The organism is Enterococcus olivae (assembly GCF_053760925.1).
In genome coordinates, this window is record NZ_JBSMVT010000010.1 from 37,950 (window position 1) to 53,232 (window position 15,283).

18 protein-coding genes are annotated in these 15,283 nt (G+C 46.0%); all 18 read right to left on the minus strand.

What is annotated here, in order from left to right; genetic code table 11:
- Positions 1 to 27: 27 nt before the first annotated feature.
- Positions 28 to 1,797: a phage tail-collar fiber domain-containing protein gene (locus ACWODM_RS08280; RefSeq protein WP_455320905.1), complete on the minus strand. Its 1,770-nt coding sequence runs from the start codon at positions 1,795 to 1,797 to the stop codon at positions 28 to 30.
- Positions 1,798 to 1,810: 13 nt separating this feature from the next.
- Entirely contained in the window at positions 1,811 to 2,578 is a 768-nt protein-coding gene (locus ACWODM_RS08285; protein WP_455320906.1) for a putative phage tail protein, read from the minus strand.
- Positions 2,575 to 3,708, minus strand: coding sequence for a baseplate J/gp47 family protein (locus ACWODM_RS08290; RefSeq protein WP_455320907.1), 1,134 nt, complete (start codon positions 3,706 to 3,708; stop codon positions 2,575 to 2,577). Before ACWODM_RS08290 ends, ACWODM_RS08285 begins: the two co-directional genes overlap by 4 nt.
- Positions 3,705 to 4,076 (minus strand): DUF2634 domain-containing protein, encoded by a 372-nt coding sequence (locus ACWODM_RS08295; RefSeq protein WP_455320908.1) that lies wholly within the window; start codon positions 4,074 to 4,076, stop codon positions 3,705 to 3,707. Before ACWODM_RS08295 ends, ACWODM_RS08290 begins: the two co-directional genes overlap by 4 nt.
- A 3-nt stretch (positions 4,077 to 4,079) precedes the next feature.
- The gene (locus ACWODM_RS08300; protein WP_455320909.1) at positions 4,080 to 4,382 is read right to left on the minus strand and encodes a DUF2577 domain-containing protein; all 303 of its coding nucleotides are present in this window, start codon (positions 4,380 to 4,382) and stop codon (positions 4,080 to 4,082) included.
- On the minus strand, positions 4,382 to 5,359 hold the full coding sequence (locus ACWODM_RS08305; RefSeq protein WP_455320910.1) for an XkdQ/YqbQ family protein: 978 nt from the start codon (positions 5,357 to 5,359) through the stop codon (positions 4,382 to 4,384). The genes ACWODM_RS08300 and ACWODM_RS08305 overlap by 1 nt, the downstream gene beginning before the upstream one ends.
- The gene (locus ACWODM_RS08310; protein ID WP_455320911.1) at positions 5,356 to 6,033 is read right to left on the minus strand and encodes a hypothetical protein; all 678 of its coding nucleotides are present in this window, start codon (positions 6,031 to 6,033) and stop codon (positions 5,356 to 5,358) included. The genes ACWODM_RS08305 and ACWODM_RS08310 overlap by 4 nt, the downstream gene beginning before the upstream one ends.
- Before the next feature lie 10 nt (positions 6,034 to 6,043).
- Positions 6,044 to 9,028, minus strand: a complete 2,985-nt coding sequence (locus ACWODM_RS08315) for a tape measure protein (protein ID WP_455320912.1) — start codon at positions 9,026 to 9,028, stop codon at positions 6,044 to 6,046.
- A gap of 547 nt (positions 9,029 to 9,575) precedes the next feature.
- On the minus strand, positions 9,576 to 9,980 hold the full coding sequence (locus ACWODM_RS08320; protein ID WP_455320913.1) for a phage tail assembly chaperone: 405 nt from the start codon (positions 9,978 to 9,980) through the stop codon (positions 9,576 to 9,578).
- A 13-nt stretch (positions 9,981 to 9,993) separates the two neighbouring features.
- Positions 9,994 to 10,455: a phage tail tube protein gene (locus ACWODM_RS08325; protein WP_455320914.1), complete on the minus strand. Its 462-nt coding sequence runs from the start codon at positions 10,453 to 10,455 to the stop codon at positions 9,994 to 9,996.
- 12 nt (positions 10,456 to 10,467) lie between these two features.
- Entirely contained in the window at positions 10,468 to 11,775 is a 1,308-nt protein-coding gene (locus ACWODM_RS08330) for a phage tail sheath family protein (RefSeq protein ID WP_455320915.1), read from the minus strand.
- Positions 11,775 to 11,969, minus strand: coding sequence for a hypothetical protein (locus tag ACWODM_RS08335; RefSeq protein WP_455320916.1), 195 nt, complete (start codon positions 11,967 to 11,969; stop codon positions 11,775 to 11,777). Before ACWODM_RS08335 ends, ACWODM_RS08330 begins: the two co-directional genes overlap by 1 nt.
- Complete coding sequence (locus ACWODM_RS08340; RefSeq protein ID WP_455320917.1) at positions 11,959 to 12,381, minus strand: phage tail terminator family protein; 423 nt, start codon at positions 12,379 to 12,381, stop codon at positions 11,959 to 11,961. The genes ACWODM_RS08335 and ACWODM_RS08340 overlap by 11 nt, the downstream gene beginning before the upstream one ends.
- Before the next feature lies 1 nt (position 12,382).
- Positions 12,383 to 12,901, minus strand: a complete 519-nt coding sequence (locus tag ACWODM_RS08345; protein WP_455320918.1) for an HK97 gp10 family phage protein — start codon at positions 12,899 to 12,901, stop codon at positions 12,383 to 12,385.
- Positions 12,901 to 13,251 (minus strand): hypothetical protein, encoded by a 351-nt coding sequence (locus ACWODM_RS08350; RefSeq protein WP_455320919.1) that lies wholly within the window; start codon positions 13,249 to 13,251, stop codon positions 12,901 to 12,903. The genes ACWODM_RS08345 and ACWODM_RS08350 overlap by 1 nt, the downstream gene beginning before the upstream one ends.
- Entirely contained in the window at positions 13,248 to 13,640 is a 393-nt protein-coding gene (locus ACWODM_RS08355) for a hypothetical protein (RefSeq protein ID WP_455320920.1), read from the minus strand. Before ACWODM_RS08355 ends, ACWODM_RS08350 begins: the two co-directional genes overlap by 4 nt.
- A gap of 152 nt (positions 13,641 to 13,792) precedes the next feature.
- The gene (locus ACWODM_RS08360; RefSeq protein WP_455320921.1) at positions 13,793 to 14,638 is read right to left on the minus strand and encodes a N4-gp56 family major capsid protein; all 846 of its coding nucleotides are present in this window, start codon (positions 14,636 to 14,638) and stop codon (positions 13,793 to 13,795) included.
- Between the two features lies 1 nt (position 14,639).
- Positions 14,640 to 15,251, minus strand: a complete 612-nt coding sequence (locus ACWODM_RS08365; protein WP_455320922.1) for a phage scaffolding protein — start codon at positions 15,249 to 15,251, stop codon at positions 14,640 to 14,642.
- Positions 15,252 to 15,283 lie beyond the last annotated feature (32 nt).

Consider the following 15,283-nt stretch of genomic DNA (forward strand, 5'->3'; position numbering starts at 1 on the left):
CGCAATTTTGCCTATATTTCTTAAAAATTATTGCGGCGCATACACCAGGCGCCCGCCGTAACGACGACTCCGAGTACTAAAAACATGAGTCACATGCCAATGGAACAGCCCAGCCTGCGAACCAATATTCCACCTACCACCGATTAAGGCCGTTCTCCAACCGCCCCCGTCTGTTGCGGCATGGTTTTGGCTGTGCTGGTCTCCAACCGGCAAAGCACTGTTTCCGGAAGTTTCGCTGGCCAAGAATAGCCAATCAAACACTTGCGAATAGCCAAATGCACTGATATAGCCTGTGCTTTTCGCAAGTGTAAAGCCTACGTTTTTATAAGCTCCCTCGCCTGTCTGATCTGCGAAGTCGTGCGTTGCAACGTAAGCATCATGAATGCCGTTGGCCATCGTGTTTAGGCCGTCCACAAATCCCCAAATGTTACCAAACAGATTTTCTTCACCGCGGAAAGAAACGTGGTTAATTCCGTTGGTATCAGCAACCTGCCCGGACTTATTGCCTAGCGTTGTAGTTGCCCCTGTTGGATCCGATTCGTTGCCGGTTCCGTCCGCTTTACCTGTCGCACCGTTCCCGATAGCCGTTTGAATGTTAAACCCTGCGTACTCAATTAAAAACAGCATTTGACTAGCCGAGATAGTTCCGACGTGCGACTGTTGCCACCCCTCGCCGTTGTTCTGCGCTAACAGTCGCGCATTGGCTCTTGATAGGTTTTGAGTTAGTCCCGACATTGGTTTTGAACCTGCAACGGAAGACATTTTATCTTCACTGAAACTTGCGACTTGCGCATCGTCTCGGATATAAGCTTCTGCAGAAGTGTCATACAATGAACCTTCATACGCTGCAAGGTAAACAAATTCTTTTTCGCCGCCATCTGCTTTTTCAAAGGCCGGATGTAACTTGAAGCCGGCTTTCGGCTTGTCTGAAACATAATAGCGTGCTTTTCTTAGGTGGAAACCTTTGCCGTCAGTGATCGGATCCATTTCCAAAGGTACAACTTTGTAATAGAATTTTGGCTGTTCAACCATGACCTGCACGCGTGTTCCTGCAGCGTAGACCGTTTCATCAATCGTGATCGATTGTGTAAGCACTCCTGTTTCACTGTAGCCAGTTTCACCGTGGTAGGCCAAAACTTCGCCTTCATCCGTCAGAATACAGCGACGACGTCCCCCAAAAGCCCGGATAGCGTCAAAGCCTGCGCCGATTGTTCTGTTGACCGCACCGGCCAAGCGCTTGAAGCTGCTTGTTCGCATGTCTACTTCAACGCCGTAAATATCCGCATCGTTGTAGCCAACAAACGCCTGCAGGTCTGTGACGATGTTTCTCACTTCGTTTACATCCGCTTTTGATGCAACCGCTGCAGGATCTACCTCCATGTTTACCTGCGAAGCGTTTGAAACTTCTGTGTAAATCTGCAGTGTAACGCCGGATTTCGATACGCCTGTATCTGCCGGCATGTAGCCGTTCACTTGTGCTGCTGCGACTGCATACAAGATTTCGCCGCCTTCCGGATCGGAAGCGTAAAGCCCTACCGTGTTAATAAAATAACCTGCAGTTAAGCCGGTGTTATTGATAGACCCTTCCACCGAAACGGTGCTTCCTGTGTTCGGCTTTGCTTGTACGGTAGCCGTTTGTTTAATGTCTGCGATTGATGTCAGACCTGGAAGCTCTGCATCTGTATAGACGCGTGAGCTGACGACTAGACGCGTAAATGTCGCAACCGTTCTACCCGATAGCAATTTTGCCATCAGTTCGCGGCCTTTATTTGTAATTACTGATTTTTTAAATTCCAAGTTTCGTCACTCCTTAATGGATTTCTATTGTTTCTGTATAAACGTTTCCTGTTCCTTGATTTGCTGTTGCTTTTGCGGTACTGGTTTCGTTGTAGTCCATCGTTACGCGTACTTCTTGACTAATTACACCCGCAACAGCTTGATAGTCTGTAGCGCGCGCTGAGACGGTTTCTTGGAAGTCCATTGTAATCTGAACGTTTTCGCTGACCACTCCGCCGACCGCTTGGAAGTCTGTTGCTGTCGCTTTTGCGGTTTCGTTAAAGTCCATTGTAATGACGACCAATTCAGAAACGATCAGGCCACTAGCAAGATAAGGATAGTTTGTGCTTTCCATGCCGAAAGCATTGTTAATCGTAAATTCGATGTTTGCTGGTACCGTCGTTTTAATCGCGTATTCAATCGCAGCCATTTCGCCGTGTTCTTCAAAAACTAAATTAAGCAAAAGCTTGTACTGATCGTAGTCCATCACGTAAGCGTAAGAACCTTGATACGTGTCTAGCAATTCAACCAAATAACGCAACGTGTACGGCTTTTGCGTCGATAGCCTTGAAATAATACGAAAGCGACGAGAAGCCAGCGTGTCGTCCGCGGTAGGCGTGATTTTTAACAGATTTTCGTAAAGCGTCAAAGTCTGCGAATCGGCTGTCGCGATAAACTGATTATTTTTCACTCGGTTTAGCTGTGCCAGCAATACGTCCGCGATTCTCTGTTCGCTATCCATCAAAATGTTAAAATCCGCAACATCCGCATACCAATCCGGCAATAACTCTTTTAAGATCATGTATAAGTCACCGTCCCTAGAAACGCGCATTCTTGCAAGCTGTTGTTAAAAACAAGCTCCAAGTCACTGTCAGCACTGTTTAAGCGCACGTTTGAGACGTTGGCCACCCCTTCAACTTTTAGCAGTTCAGCGATTGCCTGACTTCGATAGATCGTTTGTGCGTAGTTGTAAAGATCATCATGCGCAGACCACACGCGACGATAAGACGCGAAAAGCTCCGCCAGTGCTGCTTCAATGGCCGGCTTCAAACTATCTAGCGTATAACCCACAAGCGGATCAATGTGCAGCGATACATTGACATTTTTCCGTGTCGGTGCCGCGACGGTTACTTTGTGGCCAATCGGTGCGATACCATACCCGCGCATGTTTCCCGTTGGGTCAATTTGTTCCTGCACGTTTGCGATCAAGGTTGTTGACGGCATTTCGTAAGCATTGTTTAAAATGACTACTCGAACCGTTCCGCCACCTTGCCAAATCGGATAAACCTGCACGGCTCCGACGCCGTCAAGCTGACCGGTGAAGTTGATATAGTCTTCAATGTTTCCGCCAAAATCGTTGAGCTGATACGTTTTAAGTACACGTTCGCGCAGTTCGTCGTCCGTTTCAACGTCTCGCGCTGGTATTTCAATCGATTCCAGGATAGCAGTAGCTAGGCCGTTGATGTGATCGATCGGCAAAAGCTGCCCTAAGTATTCATTCCCGCGCGTTCCCAACGTTTCACAAATCAGTGAAAAGTTGCCGCCGCCCAGGTCTTGAACGATTGAAAAATACACAGGATCTTCGCCAGTCGTTGAAAAGCGATCACCCTCACGCAATCGCAGCGCTTGGCCATCTTCTGCCGTAAAACTTCCGATGGCGATTGCAGGCGTTGCAGCGATCCGACTGATACCATGTTCCGCAGCCCTTAAATCTAAATTGTTGCCGGTGGCTGTTTGCGTAAACGTCTCTAAGTCAACATTTTTTAGTTGCATGATGATTTCTGCCGACTGATAACAAAGCGGTGCGATTGCGTCATAAATGATCGAACCTTCGCGTGTATCTACTCCGGCCGGCACGTTTTCCAGTGCCATGTTCAAAAAATACTCATAATCAAAAGGTTCCAGGTATTGTCCGATTTCTTCCGGATTCATAACTGCACCTCACTTTCTAAAGCGACTTGGCCGAAAATCGTGGCCACTTCGCAATGAATTGCGATTGATGATTTATCTAAAACAGTAAAACTAAAGTTTTCGATCAATAACACGCGGTCATCAATCAGAAGCGCTTCACTGACAATTCTTTCTAGTTCTGCTTTTACCAGGTCTAGCGATTCGCCTACAAGATCTTCCAGGTCAGAACCGTAGTTTTCCGAGTAAATAGCATGCGCAAAGCGACGCGTTGCTAAAGCCTTTTGTATGGCTTGCTTCATCGCTTCTTGTTCATCAATAAAGCCGCTTACCCGACCATTTTCAACGCGGTACGTTTTGGTGGGCGTCTCTTCGATTAGTTCTTCATCCATCAACTACACCCTTTCTAAAACGTAAAATTTTTGTGATTTCTGCGCTCGCAGCATACGAACCCTATCGCCTGTCTGCAAGTTTCTAAATATCCGCGCGGAACCGGTCTGGCCATCGATGGTTATTGATACCGTTAAATCTTTGACCATTGTTGACAATTCAATAAAATTACCCCAAACCTCAAAGCGATTTTCTACTAAGATTTTTAGCGGTGCGGTACTCGTCACAGTGCCGTAGACAAGATCAGATAATTCGCTGTCTTTCCTGGCCGTTGACTTGATCCGACGGGCTAAATTTTCTACTGGCATTATGCGACTACCTCCACTTCTAAACTCATTGAATGTATGTCCTTTTCAATGCGGTTTACGCATTTCGTAACGAGGGCTAAACTGTCTTGTGCAATGCTTTCGCGTTGCAGGTCTTTGATTCTCAAAGTGAAGCTGTTGCCGGCTCTTATGGATAAATCGCCGACCGCTTCAAGACTGATTTTTTTCGTTTCTTTGTTGCGTTCACCTAGCAAAACGTTCGCTTGGTTCTGCAACTGTGAGCTGTTCAAATCTGCATCTGTGACCGTTTCAACGATCTGCAGTTTGCCCCACAGCGCAATGTTTCCGTCGTGTTTTGCGGTGTAAATTTCTCGCTTTCCTTTGTCCTTGTTTTCCCGCATGACCTTCACACTGTTTGCAGCGTCTTCAATCGATCCGGAAAAATCGTAGTCCGTCATAAGCGATTCATCGCCGATCACCAGTTTTGTGATACCACGATTTAAGTTAAAAAATTCTAAGGTGCCGTAGTTGTCCCAAACGCCGTACCTCACTTTTTGATTTTTTCGAGTGCTGGCGATTGCGTCTTCTAGCATAGAAAAATAGGTGTGCTTGTCTTCAACAACTGCCGCGCAGTTATACGTTGAGTTGTCTAAAACCTTGTAAGGCAAGCCCTGCGTCTGACAAATCTTCTTGAAACGACTTGACGCCGTAGAAGCCGGAAAGACAAGCGTGTCCTCGTTGCCTAAGAATTTTAAATTATCGTAGGCGGTAAATTCCCAGGCTGGGCCTTTCTGTTTGCCCCGCCCGAAAACTTTGCCTTTAAAAATGTTTTTGCCGTTGATTTTTAGTTCAATGATATCGCCGGACCGGATAAAAACTTTTGGATCGTCCAGCATTTTAAACTCCATTTTCCCCGGCTGATACAGCAGGTTCGTTCCCCACTGCAAGCCCGATGAAATTTCAGAAATATCGTACATTTGATTGTTTCTAACGGATGTAACAAACATTTGTATATTCATACGCGCTTCACACTTTCTGCAGTTACCCAGCCACGCCATCCGCCTTGTAAGTTCGTAACGTGATAAGGACATTTACGGCCTTTTGCGATAATGTTTACTTTTCTTCTCGCGTTTTTTTCGGTCTGCCCTGGTCCCGTTCCGTAACTGTCACGATGTAAGCGACCGTTACAAATCACCTCACAACCGACCGTGATCGGCTTAGAAGTTGGTGTCGGCCTTGCTGGTGTTAGCGATACTTTTTTCGCTACTGTTTTGACAAACTTCGCAGCGTGGTCTCGGTACTCTTTCAGTGAGATCGTATATCGTACATCGCCGGCCATTCCTGTGTAGCCCCACTCAAAACTTTCAACGGCCATTAAGACGTTTATGCCGCAGTCTGTCACGATCAACCGCACGCGCTTTTTCGTGTTCATGGCGTCTTGGATCGTCGTCACCCACTGCTGCGGTGTCTTTTTCGTTGCTTTTGGATTGGCCAGGCTGTCTTTCATCGATGCCGGGAAGTAAGAAGCAAAAGAAGTTGTGGCCAAAGCTTTATCACCGAATTGGTTAATATCGCCCAGCTTCACAACTTCCGTCACTGTATTTTTTGAATCTGTTGAGATGAAAATTTCTTCCGGATTGACGGGAAGGATGTGCCGCTTTCCTTCCACGTCTAAGTAAAATTGTATAGCCACAAAATCCCTCCTATCCTAAGTCCGAATCGATAGCCTCTTCGATTTTATCCGCTACTTTGTCAGCTAGCGCATCTACGTCTACAGGCTCGTTACTGTTGTTTTCTACATGCACAGTGACTTGTGGTGTCACTTGTTTGTTTTGGATCGTGACGGTCTGTGTAGAGGCCATTTTCAACCTGTTCAGCTCGTCGTCGTCCAAATGTACACTAGTATCAAAACCGCCGTTTTCATCAAATCCCGTTTGATCTAATGACGGTGTAGCTGCAATAGCTAAACCTTGACTGGCTCTTTCTACTAAGTTTCTTGCTTTCTCAATCCCTTTTGCCAACCCTTTTGATACAAACGCCCCGATCTCAAATGTGACACGGGAAGGGCTGTGAATGTCTAAAGCCTTTTTGATCGTTGCAGATACCCGGTTTGCAACGGACTGCGCGGCAGCGATTGCCGAACCTGCACCCCTTTGGATTCCAGATGTTAAACCTTGCATCGCGAAAGAACCGGCAGAATACAACTGGCCATTCAGACCGTTAAACGCTGCGACGATACTAGCTGATCCGGTTTCTGCTGTTGATTGACTTTGAGCCATTCCAGTTTCAAAAGCTGTTACAACGGCGTCCATACCTGTTTCTACTGACGTTTGCACTTGTGTCATCGCCGTAACAATGACTAGCAAACTAGTCGCCAGTAAAGACATAGGTGCCGCTGCGTCTGCGGTGATTGTGGCAAGTGCCGCCATGACTGACGCAAAGCTTACCAAATTACCGTTAGCGATCACGCTTGAAGCAGAAGCAGAAATAATATACTCCGCTAAAAGTGACATTCCGGAAGCCGCTGCTGCGGACGATCCGGCTAGTGAAGTTACACTAGTCGCGATTCCCATAACTGCCGTACTTGTGACGGTTAAACCTTCACCGTGAGAAGCCAACTCGCCTAAAGCGATTGCCACCGCTCCGAGTGTTTTCCCAAGATCCCAGGCACCTAAGTCGCTGATTCGTTCAAACCCGCTGGCCATTCTTTCCATACCAGTTCCGGCGTTAAGTGCCGCCTCGCCGATTGAATCAAAAATACCCGCGATCGAATCTAATACGCCGGATATAGCTCCGCCGATTGTCTCAACAACTCCGCTGATACCGTCAGAAACGGCTGTCACAGCGTCTACAAAGCCGGTAGAAATCGTTTCTACTACTTGGCTGATAGAATCACCAATCTGCGTTACAAGATCCGTCACACTGCCTACAATGCCAATAACCGAACCGGCCACCACTGCGACGGCCATCACAAACGCGTTCGCGATTGCGGTGACTAATGGCGGTAGTGCCTGCAGTCCTGGTGTCGCGATCAGTAAAGCCGCGCCAACCATCAACATGGTAGCGCCGAACGCTAACATGCCAGGGATTGCAACGTTCAGACCTGCACCGAATATCGAAAAGATAGCGGCCATAGCTCCGACGGCGATACCAAAAGCAATCATGTTCTGCGCGCCATATGCGCCGGCGTTGGCGATCAATGACATAGAAACGGCCATAATACCAACGGCAGCAGAAAAGGCTAAAATACCTACTGCGCTTGCTTGCAACTGCATGCCTGCACTTGCTAAAACTTTACCTAAAACGCCTACCACTAAGCCAAATGTAATCATTGGCGCTACGGCAGATGGTCCAAGTTCGGCCAATGGTTTTAAGGCTAGTGCTAACCCAGCCAGTGATCCAATCACTAACGCAATACCTGCGCTTTTAGCTAGTGAGTTTAGGCCTTCCGTCAAGCCTTTGACTTGTTCGGTTGGTCCACCTCCGCCAGGGCTGCCAGGCAAGCCCCCTTTTGAGCCAAATAAGCCCTTTATACCATCAATTGCCTTAAAGGCACCATTGGCAATCTTAAAGGATGCAAACGCGCCAACAAGTGCTACAATCCCTTTTGCCGCCCATTCCATTTGGCTTGGTGACAATTTAGAAATGCCTTTTGCGATTAAGGCAAGTGCTGACCCTAAAAGTGCCGCTTTGCCGTATTTAAACAAGGCAAACACTTCGACGAGCGTGCGAATACTATCACCGATGGACTTTAATTGGTCCGGTGATAACTTGCTGATTGACGTCGCAAAATCTTCGATCATAGTTGCTACTGCTTTGATGCCGTTACCTGTAAAATTGCCTAGCATTTCAAAGATAGGCACGTCTTTAGGCAGGGCGTCTGTGACTGTTCCGATTGCGTCACCGATTGCACTGAAAGCGTCTTTCACTGCGTCTATTGCTCCGGTTTCTTTCAAGCTTTCCCAAAATTCCAGCGCGGACCTTTTCGCGATCGAGAAGCCGGAAGAAATAAACCCGGCCGCCTTCGGTATAAAGTCCATTATCCAGTCAAAGCCTTTTAAAAGTCCTTCTTCAATTTTCGGCGCAAACTGTTCTACCCACTCGGTTAGTTTATTAAAATTCATGCCGTCGATTTTATCTGCAAGCGTTGAAACAAAACTAATGCCGTACTCACTCGCCTTGTCGAAAGCGGGCTGTAGCTTGTTTGTTAAACCTTCCGTTAAACCGTCCATCGCTTGATCAACGGTTTTAAATTTTGTTGCCATTTCTGTGAAGGCTTCGTTTGTTCCTGTTTCTGCGATTGCGTTGAAAAAATCTTGTGTTTTGATTTTTCCTTCTTGCACGTCTTTTACTAACTGGCTTGTACTTTTACCCATCGTTTTCGCAATCGCTGCAACCCCCGCCGGTGTTTGTTCCAGGATCAGTTTAAAGTCCTGCCACTGCGCCTCTGGTTTAGCAGCCATTTGCGTGGCCTGCTGGCTTAAAGTTTTCATCGCCTGTTGTGGATCTTCTGCGGCTGCTGCAAGTCCCCCAAAACCTTTTACTAGTCTTGTGGTGTCTTTGATACCTACAGCGGCTAACTGGCTGTATGTGCTGGCCATATCGGAGGCAGAATAGATCGTTTTCGTGGCAAAGTCTTGCAACTCCGCTTTTACTTCTGCGATCTGTTTCTTGCTTTGGCCGGTCATGGCCATATTGCCTTCAAACGTTTGCCAGGTAGCACTTGCGGCGGCTAGTTCGTTCATCATCTCGCTTGATAAACTGCGAATACTGCCAATCACGCTTGATGTGACTTGTTGCGCGACACCCGACACGATCCCCATTTTCGCCGCAAAACCACTAGAAAAGTTGCTGATACTTTCCGAAGTTGAAGCGGCTCCGCTTTGCACGGAACCGAAAAACTTTGTACTTGCTTTTTGTCCGATCTGCTGGCTAAATTTTCCCATCAAACTGCCGGATTTCTGCAAGGTATTGTTTACCTTGTTCAGCTTGTTGGAAAAGTTATCGTAAAGGGAAAGCGTTGTGCTTAATTTTGCCATTTCGCTTATCTCCTTTTACTTGCTTTGATCTCCATTTCTTGTTCTTTCCGTTGCTTCTCTTCTTCTTCCAGCCGGATGTCGATACCAGCGATCACGATAGCCCGTTCGTACATGGAAAGATCGGCCCACTGCTTCGGCGTCCAGTGATAGTGATTTAAAGCGTAGAAATAATAAACAAAATCAGAATCGCCAGCGTTTACTCGTTTTTTACTTCTTCCACCATGTCGTCAACATCAAAGCCGGATAATTCTAAGATCGCTTCTGCTAAATCTTGATATTGTCCAGCTTTTAACATTTTACGCGCTGTCTTGGCCGCGCCTGCTGTTTTGTAGTGTGCCTGCAACTCACTAGACTGCAGATCAGGTGTGACCACGCCGTTAGCGATAACCAAGTCGTGCAACTTAAAGTTATCCGTTTCTGTCGTCGTTTGACCTGTTTTTTTACTACGTTTTTTAATCATTGATTCGCGTTGAATCTGTTCAAATTCAACCGCCGTTAAGGCACGTACCACAAAAGGCGATTGAAATTGAGGGAACGCAATTTCTTGCGTTTCCTCTAAAACAGATAAGTCTTGCAACATAAAATCTTTTACACTTGCCATGTTTACATTCTCCTTATCGTTTGATGTCTTTTAGTGTTTCTAAAATTGCAAAATCATCGAACGTGTAACTCATTTCGTTCATTGCAATTCCGTCGCTTGCGCTAAGAGTGAACAAAGTAATTTCATCCGGGATAACGCCGGATAAAGATACAACTTCTTTCCCTGTTGAAGACGATTTGTCTTCTGTTGTTCCTGTGATCGTCAACGTTGGGAAAACGCCTGTTTTCTTGTAGGTTTCCACCATCACAGACCACATAGAAGATACTTTTTTCACGTTCAACGTGCCTGCGCCTGCTAAAGAAGTGATCTTATGACCACGGAAGGCACGACCTAACGCGCCCTGTTCTTCTTTGTTGATCGTTACTCTTGCATCTACTTCTTCAACTTCTAGTAAGTCAATATTTCGTCCATCAACGTTCGCGGATACAGTACCAGCGTTCAGTTTGATAGAATCTTGAAAATCGTATAAAGGCATCTATTTTCCCTCCTATTTCATTTCTAACGTTAGATATAATTTTTCCATCGCGTCAGTAGGCTGTACGGCCAAATACATTTCTACGCTGTCGCGTTCAATGGCTCTGTTGATTGTGACGTCTGTTTCCGGGTTAAACCCTTCAATCAGTCCGGCACGTTCCAAACCTAGCGCATAGTTCACACGATCCGCTTTGAATTTGTCGCGACCCGCTTCGGTATTTCTCACGCTGCCGATGTAAAATTCGTTAAACGTTTGTTTAGTGTTATTACAAATTCCGTCTAAAATACGCAAAATTGCGTTCTTAGAAAAGTCATACGGTTTTTGATCCGTGAAGGATGTATAACTGTTGATGTCTTGTTCTACAATCGCACGGCCTTGATCTTCCGTGAAGACAAACTCGCCTTTTCGTAACGCGTCTTCGATCTCTGTGCTTAAAAAGCGCGGTTTCACATCGATCGCGTTGTCGTAAGGTGTGTGAGTAAGTGAAACGTCCATACCTGCAGCAGCGGAAGCTCCTGCCACCCAAGCCGTAGCCTGTGCCGGTGTGATTTCTGTGCCGTCTGCTAAGATAACGCCGTTTTTAACGTTGATAACAGCTTCACTGTCTGCCGCTAGACCAGCAACGACTAATTGGCATTTCTTGCCTTCTTCGTCTCGTAGGCGCTTAATAAACGCCGCTCCTGCCGTTTTAGTTGCTTCTTCTTCAACCGGCAAAGCTAAAGTGTTAAAGTCAAACACTTGGATTGCGTTGAAAAATTCCATGTAGTCTTGAGCTGTTGGCTCGTTGTCGGTACCGTCTGACAAAGTAGCCGTGAAGGCTGTCAAATCTCCGCTACCACTAAAAGTTACGATTGCATTTGCTTGTAACTCGCCAATCGTTTTCGCTTTTTGTACATCCACGCGACGACCTTCCAAGTAAGTTTCTACTTCAAAGCTGCCAGTTTCGTTGATGTCCGCTTTTGATACGACTGAAATTTTGTTCCCACGTGATCCAGCGTAAGCAGCCGTGATAGTGATATCTTCTTCCGTCACTTTTGCTTTCGTACCAGTACCGACACGGTACAATAGGACGCTAGACGCTCTTTTCAAAGCTTCACGCAATAGCAACATTTTAGGATTTCCCAAATCATACCCAAACATAGTCAGATCTGACGTTGCGTCTACTTCTACCACCGTATTTTCTGGCCCAAAATCAAGCGCCAACGGCAACGCTGCAACGCCGGCCAACGTTTCGGCTGTTCTTGGTGTGCCGTTCGCTGTGACGTTGATATAAGCGCCTGGGCGAATTTTATTTTGTGCTGTAAATGTTCCACCTGCCATTATTTAACCACTCCTTTTAATTTCTCTTGTAAGATTTCTTTTGCTTCGGCTACTGACGTGTAAGACTTATGCGGCAATAATGCCAACATGAAATCACGTTCCACGCCTGTGAGCTGATCGGATCTTAAAATATCCGCTTTTGAAAAGCTAGGCTGTTTTTTCACTGCCTTTTTTGGTTCTTGTTTAGCTTTCACGTTTCAAGCCCCCTTCTGCTGTTAGGTTTTCAAGAAATACCTCGGTTTCTTCGGCTCTTGCGACAAAGTTCACCACGAAAGAATAGTGAAGTTCTTTCTCACCTTCCAAAACCTGCAGCTCTCTTTCAGTTAATGCTCCCACGGTATCCAAAACCTGCATGTTTTCGGCTAACCACTCGGCCATCAAGTCCATGTCTTCTTTCGGTCTTTCCGGCTCCGGAAAATAGACGATATGAAAACGATAGAGGCGGTCTTGTTGATCGAATGGCCGCGGCGTGATTCCTAAGCTTAGGCGCTGCACAAAAAAAGAAGGCTCGGAAAATCCGCCCTCCTGTTCTTCGCGATATACTTCTATTTTTCCATCGTGAGCCTTTTCAAGCTGCTGTATGATCAAACTTGTTATATCTCGCATTCTATCCCTCCAACAATCGTTTCATCGCCTTTTCAAAGGCTTCGCCGATTACTTTATCTAAAACTTTTTGGATCTCGTCTAATGACTTTTCTAGCATGTGCTGACCTGGTACCCAGTTCGCTTTCAACTGTTTACCCAAAACAGGTACATAGCGCCCAGGCTTTTGCCGGTGGCCGTTTTCCACGTATATGGCATATTCTTCGTTGTTAAAAATCTCAACCATCAAATTGTTGCCGCTGCGTTGGATGTCAGAAGCCTCCCAGGCTCTTCTAAGTGCGCCATGACCTTTTGTCTTGAATTGTTTGTCAACAATCGTGTACCCGCTTAAAACGGGCATTGTGTACGCCTGTGTTTTACCGACGGGCGTCTTCTTCTTGACGATGTTTAAGGCTAGACCGGTAACTTTTGTAAACCCGGCTTCGATGTCTCGCAGAAATTGCTCGCCTTCCACCGAATCATTAAACATCGAAACAAATTCTTGAAAGTCAGAATCATCAAATTTCCCAAAACTTCCGGCCATTACTTCACCTTCTCGCTGTAATGCAAGTAAATTTCTTGGTGATTAGGATAGCCAAAAGCCTTACTGCCTGTGTACTTTGTCACGCGTCCGTGCATGTCTGTCACAACGATTTCTGCATTTTCCGGCACGTCCACTTCCGGCCGAATGAAAAGCTTTGCATCGAAGTTTATTTCGGCGTAAACGCCTTGTACGGCTGGCCGTTGGGTCTGCAAAGATACTTTGCACTTCTGATCCTCTACAATCGTTTCGTAAGACGTTTCTGTTGCGCCGTTGCGTTTTGTCTTCACTGCGCCTTTGATTGTGCAGCGGTCACGGTACAAACGTTCTATCGCTCTTCTAGCTGTGTTCAAAAGACCACCCGCCTAACTCGGTTCAAAGCGGCTGTAAAATCGCTAGTGATCGAATTGACGGCCATCGCTTGCGCTAGACGTGTACGCCTATCCACGTAAGCAACGGTGGTATCTCCTTCGGTAGTTTGTTTAATTAGATCGTCGGCATTTGCGTCTTCATCGTTTACAAGTCCGAAAGCTTCCAGCAATCCAAAACACATCATGGCCATAGTTTCGGTTAGGCTGTCCGGTAGTTCGTCGATCGGTATATTTGTATATGACGCGACGTCTTTTCTCACTTTGTTAATTGCAAAATCGATCATCTTGTCATAGGTTTCCTTATATTCCGTATCGTCGCTTTTAGGCGGCTGCAGCAACATGACGAGTTCTTTCAAATCTGTTTCAATCATCGTCTACACCACCAGTTCTAAAAGTTCCGCCTTGACCATGCTAGACGTGTATTCAATTCCTTTTACATCTAGCCACGCTTTAATTTTGGCAACGGTCCAGCTTGCGTCCGGTTTCGCCTCTGTTTCTTCCGTTTCAACGGATAGAGGCGCTACTAGTTTCCCACTTCCGGCTCCGGCTCTTCAAATGTCACGTTGATAACTTTTGATTCATTATACAAGTAAGGTGCATAGTGTTCGTCAGCATTTACTTTGTATAATTTCAAGTCGATATCACGTTCAGATTCCACTTGTACGCCGCGTTTCATGATCAATTTGAAAGCTGGTGATTTATCGTCAACGATCTTCACTAAAATACCTTCGTTGTCTTCTAATTTCTTAGAACGAACGATCTGAACGCCTAAAATATCGGCATAAGTACCAGTGATCAACGCATTCGCGCCAACGTCTGAACCGATTTTTTTAGAATTCGCGTCAGCTCTCAATTTTGAAGCTACTAAAGGTGAGCAGAACAAAACATAAGCTGTTGCGTCTTCATCATCGTACATGTCTACTGCTTCGTTCAAGCCTTCTACGGTTGGTGTAGCTGTTTTTGTTTGAACGGCCTCGCGTGCGCATTCTAACATGTCATTATCTACTTTGTTCGCGATAGATTTTGCTAATTGCGTTGTACCTTCGCCGATTGGATCACCGTAACCGGATAAAGCTGCTTCATCAGTAATTTTAACCCCGCGACCTGCTTTTTTCACTTTTACATCTCGCGTAGTTGTACTTAGCATTCCGTAAGGGATCGCTTCACCCTCTGCAACGTCTTCCGCGTCTCCGATGTAGCCATAAGCCGGCATTGTCAATGTATCACCTGGGCGACCTACTAAGGTAGTATCCACTTGGGCGATTGGTGTAAAGCGTAGTGCTGCTTCTAATTCATAAGATACGATAGGTGCTAAGACCTCCGGATTTACTAATTTTGCTAAAGTTGTAGCATCTGTTGGTGCTGGCATTTTACATTCCTCCTGTTAGTTGGCTAAAGATTTCTGGGCTTTGTTCTGCCAGTTCGGCACGTTCCCAGGAAGCCATTTTTTTAAATTGTTCTGGTGTTATCGCTGCGCCGGCATCTGATCCGCCGCCGCTTGGATTATATCCTTCTTGTTTTCCGCCATCGAATAGATAAGCTTTTTCCTTTTGCAACGTTTCAATTTGACTGTCAAGACCTGTCAACTTGTCACCGTCCAGCTTGATTTCGTCCATGTTCAACAAAGCTTTGATATCTTTCGGATCCCGTGCTTTTGTTTTCGATAACGCTTCACTGATCGCAGTATCAAAACGAGTTTGATCAAGTTTTGTCTGTAGCGCTTTTGTGTCGTCATCGTACTTGGCTTGTAAATCTTTTACCTGCTGTGTTAGTTCCTCGTTGTCTTTTACGTCTTTTTGCAACTTCTTCAAATCCTTGTCACGTTCTGAAAGTTGTTTTTTCAAGTCGTCTCTTTCTGTTTCCAGGGCTTCAACTTGATTGATTGCGGTTTGACCAGCTTTCACAGCTTTGCCGTGTGCAGCCATCACCTTTTCAATTTGTTCATCTGTCAGACCGTGGCCTTTTAGTTCTTCTCTATTCATGGTTCATTCTCCTTACGATTTTTTTACGATGC

Excerpts from the sequence above, each read along its gene's own strand:
- ACWODM_RS08295 (WP_455320908.1), bottom strand. The coding sequence starts at position 4,076 with ATGGATGAAGAACTAATCGAAGAGACGCCCACCAAAACGTACCGCGTT.
- ACWODM_RS08365 (WP_455320922.1), bottom strand. The coding sequence starts at position 15,251 with ATGAATAGAGAAGAACTAAAAGGCCACGGTCTGACAGATGAACAAATT.
- ACWODM_RS08305 (WP_455320910.1), bottom strand. The coding sequence starts at position 5,359 with ATGAATATACAAATGTTTGTTACATCCGTTAGAAACAATCAAATGTAC.
- ACWODM_RS08300 (WP_455320909.1), bottom strand. The coding sequence starts at position 4,382 with ATGCCAGTAGAAAATTTAGCCCGTCGGATCAAGTCAACGGCCAGGAAA.
- ACWODM_RS08355 (WP_455320920.1), bottom strand. The coding sequence starts at position 13,640 with ATGATTGAAACAGATTTGAAAGAACTCGTCATGTTGCTGCAGCCGCCT.
- ACWODM_RS08360 (WP_455320921.1), bottom strand. The coding sequence starts at position 14,638 with ATGCCAGCACCAACAGATGCTACAACTTTAGCAAAATTAGTAAATCCG.
- ACWODM_RS08330 (WP_455320915.1), bottom strand. The coding sequence starts at position 11,775 with ATGGCAGGTGGAACATTTACAGCACAAAATAAAATTCGCCCAGGCGCT.
- ACWODM_RS08340 (WP_455320917.1), bottom strand. The coding sequence starts at position 12,381 with ATGCGAGATATAACAAGTTTGATCATACAGCAGCTTGAAAAGGCTCAC.
- ACWODM_RS08315 (WP_455320912.1), bottom strand. The coding sequence starts at position 9,028 with ATGACCGGCCAAAGCAAGAAACAGATCGCAGAAGTAAAAGCGGAGTTG.
- ACWODM_RS08325 (WP_455320914.1), bottom strand. The coding sequence starts at position 10,455 with ATGCCTTTATACGATTTTCAAGATTCTATCAAACTGAACGCTGGTACT.
- ACWODM_RS08320 (WP_455320913.1), bottom strand. The coding sequence starts at position 9,980 with ATGGCAAGTGTAAAAGATTTTATGTTGCAAGACTTATCTGTTTTAGAG.
- ACWODM_RS08290 (WP_455320907.1), bottom strand. The coding sequence starts at position 3,708 with ATGAATCCGGAAGAAATCGGACAATACCTGGAACCTTTTGATTATGAG.
- ACWODM_RS08285 (WP_455320906.1), bottom strand. The coding sequence starts at position 2,578 with ATGATCTTAAAAGAGTTATTGCCGGATTGGTATGCGGATGTTGCGGAT.
- ACWODM_RS08345 (WP_455320918.1), bottom strand. The coding sequence starts at position 12,901 with ATGGCCGGAAGTTTTGGGAAATTTGATGATTCTGACTTTCAAGAATTT.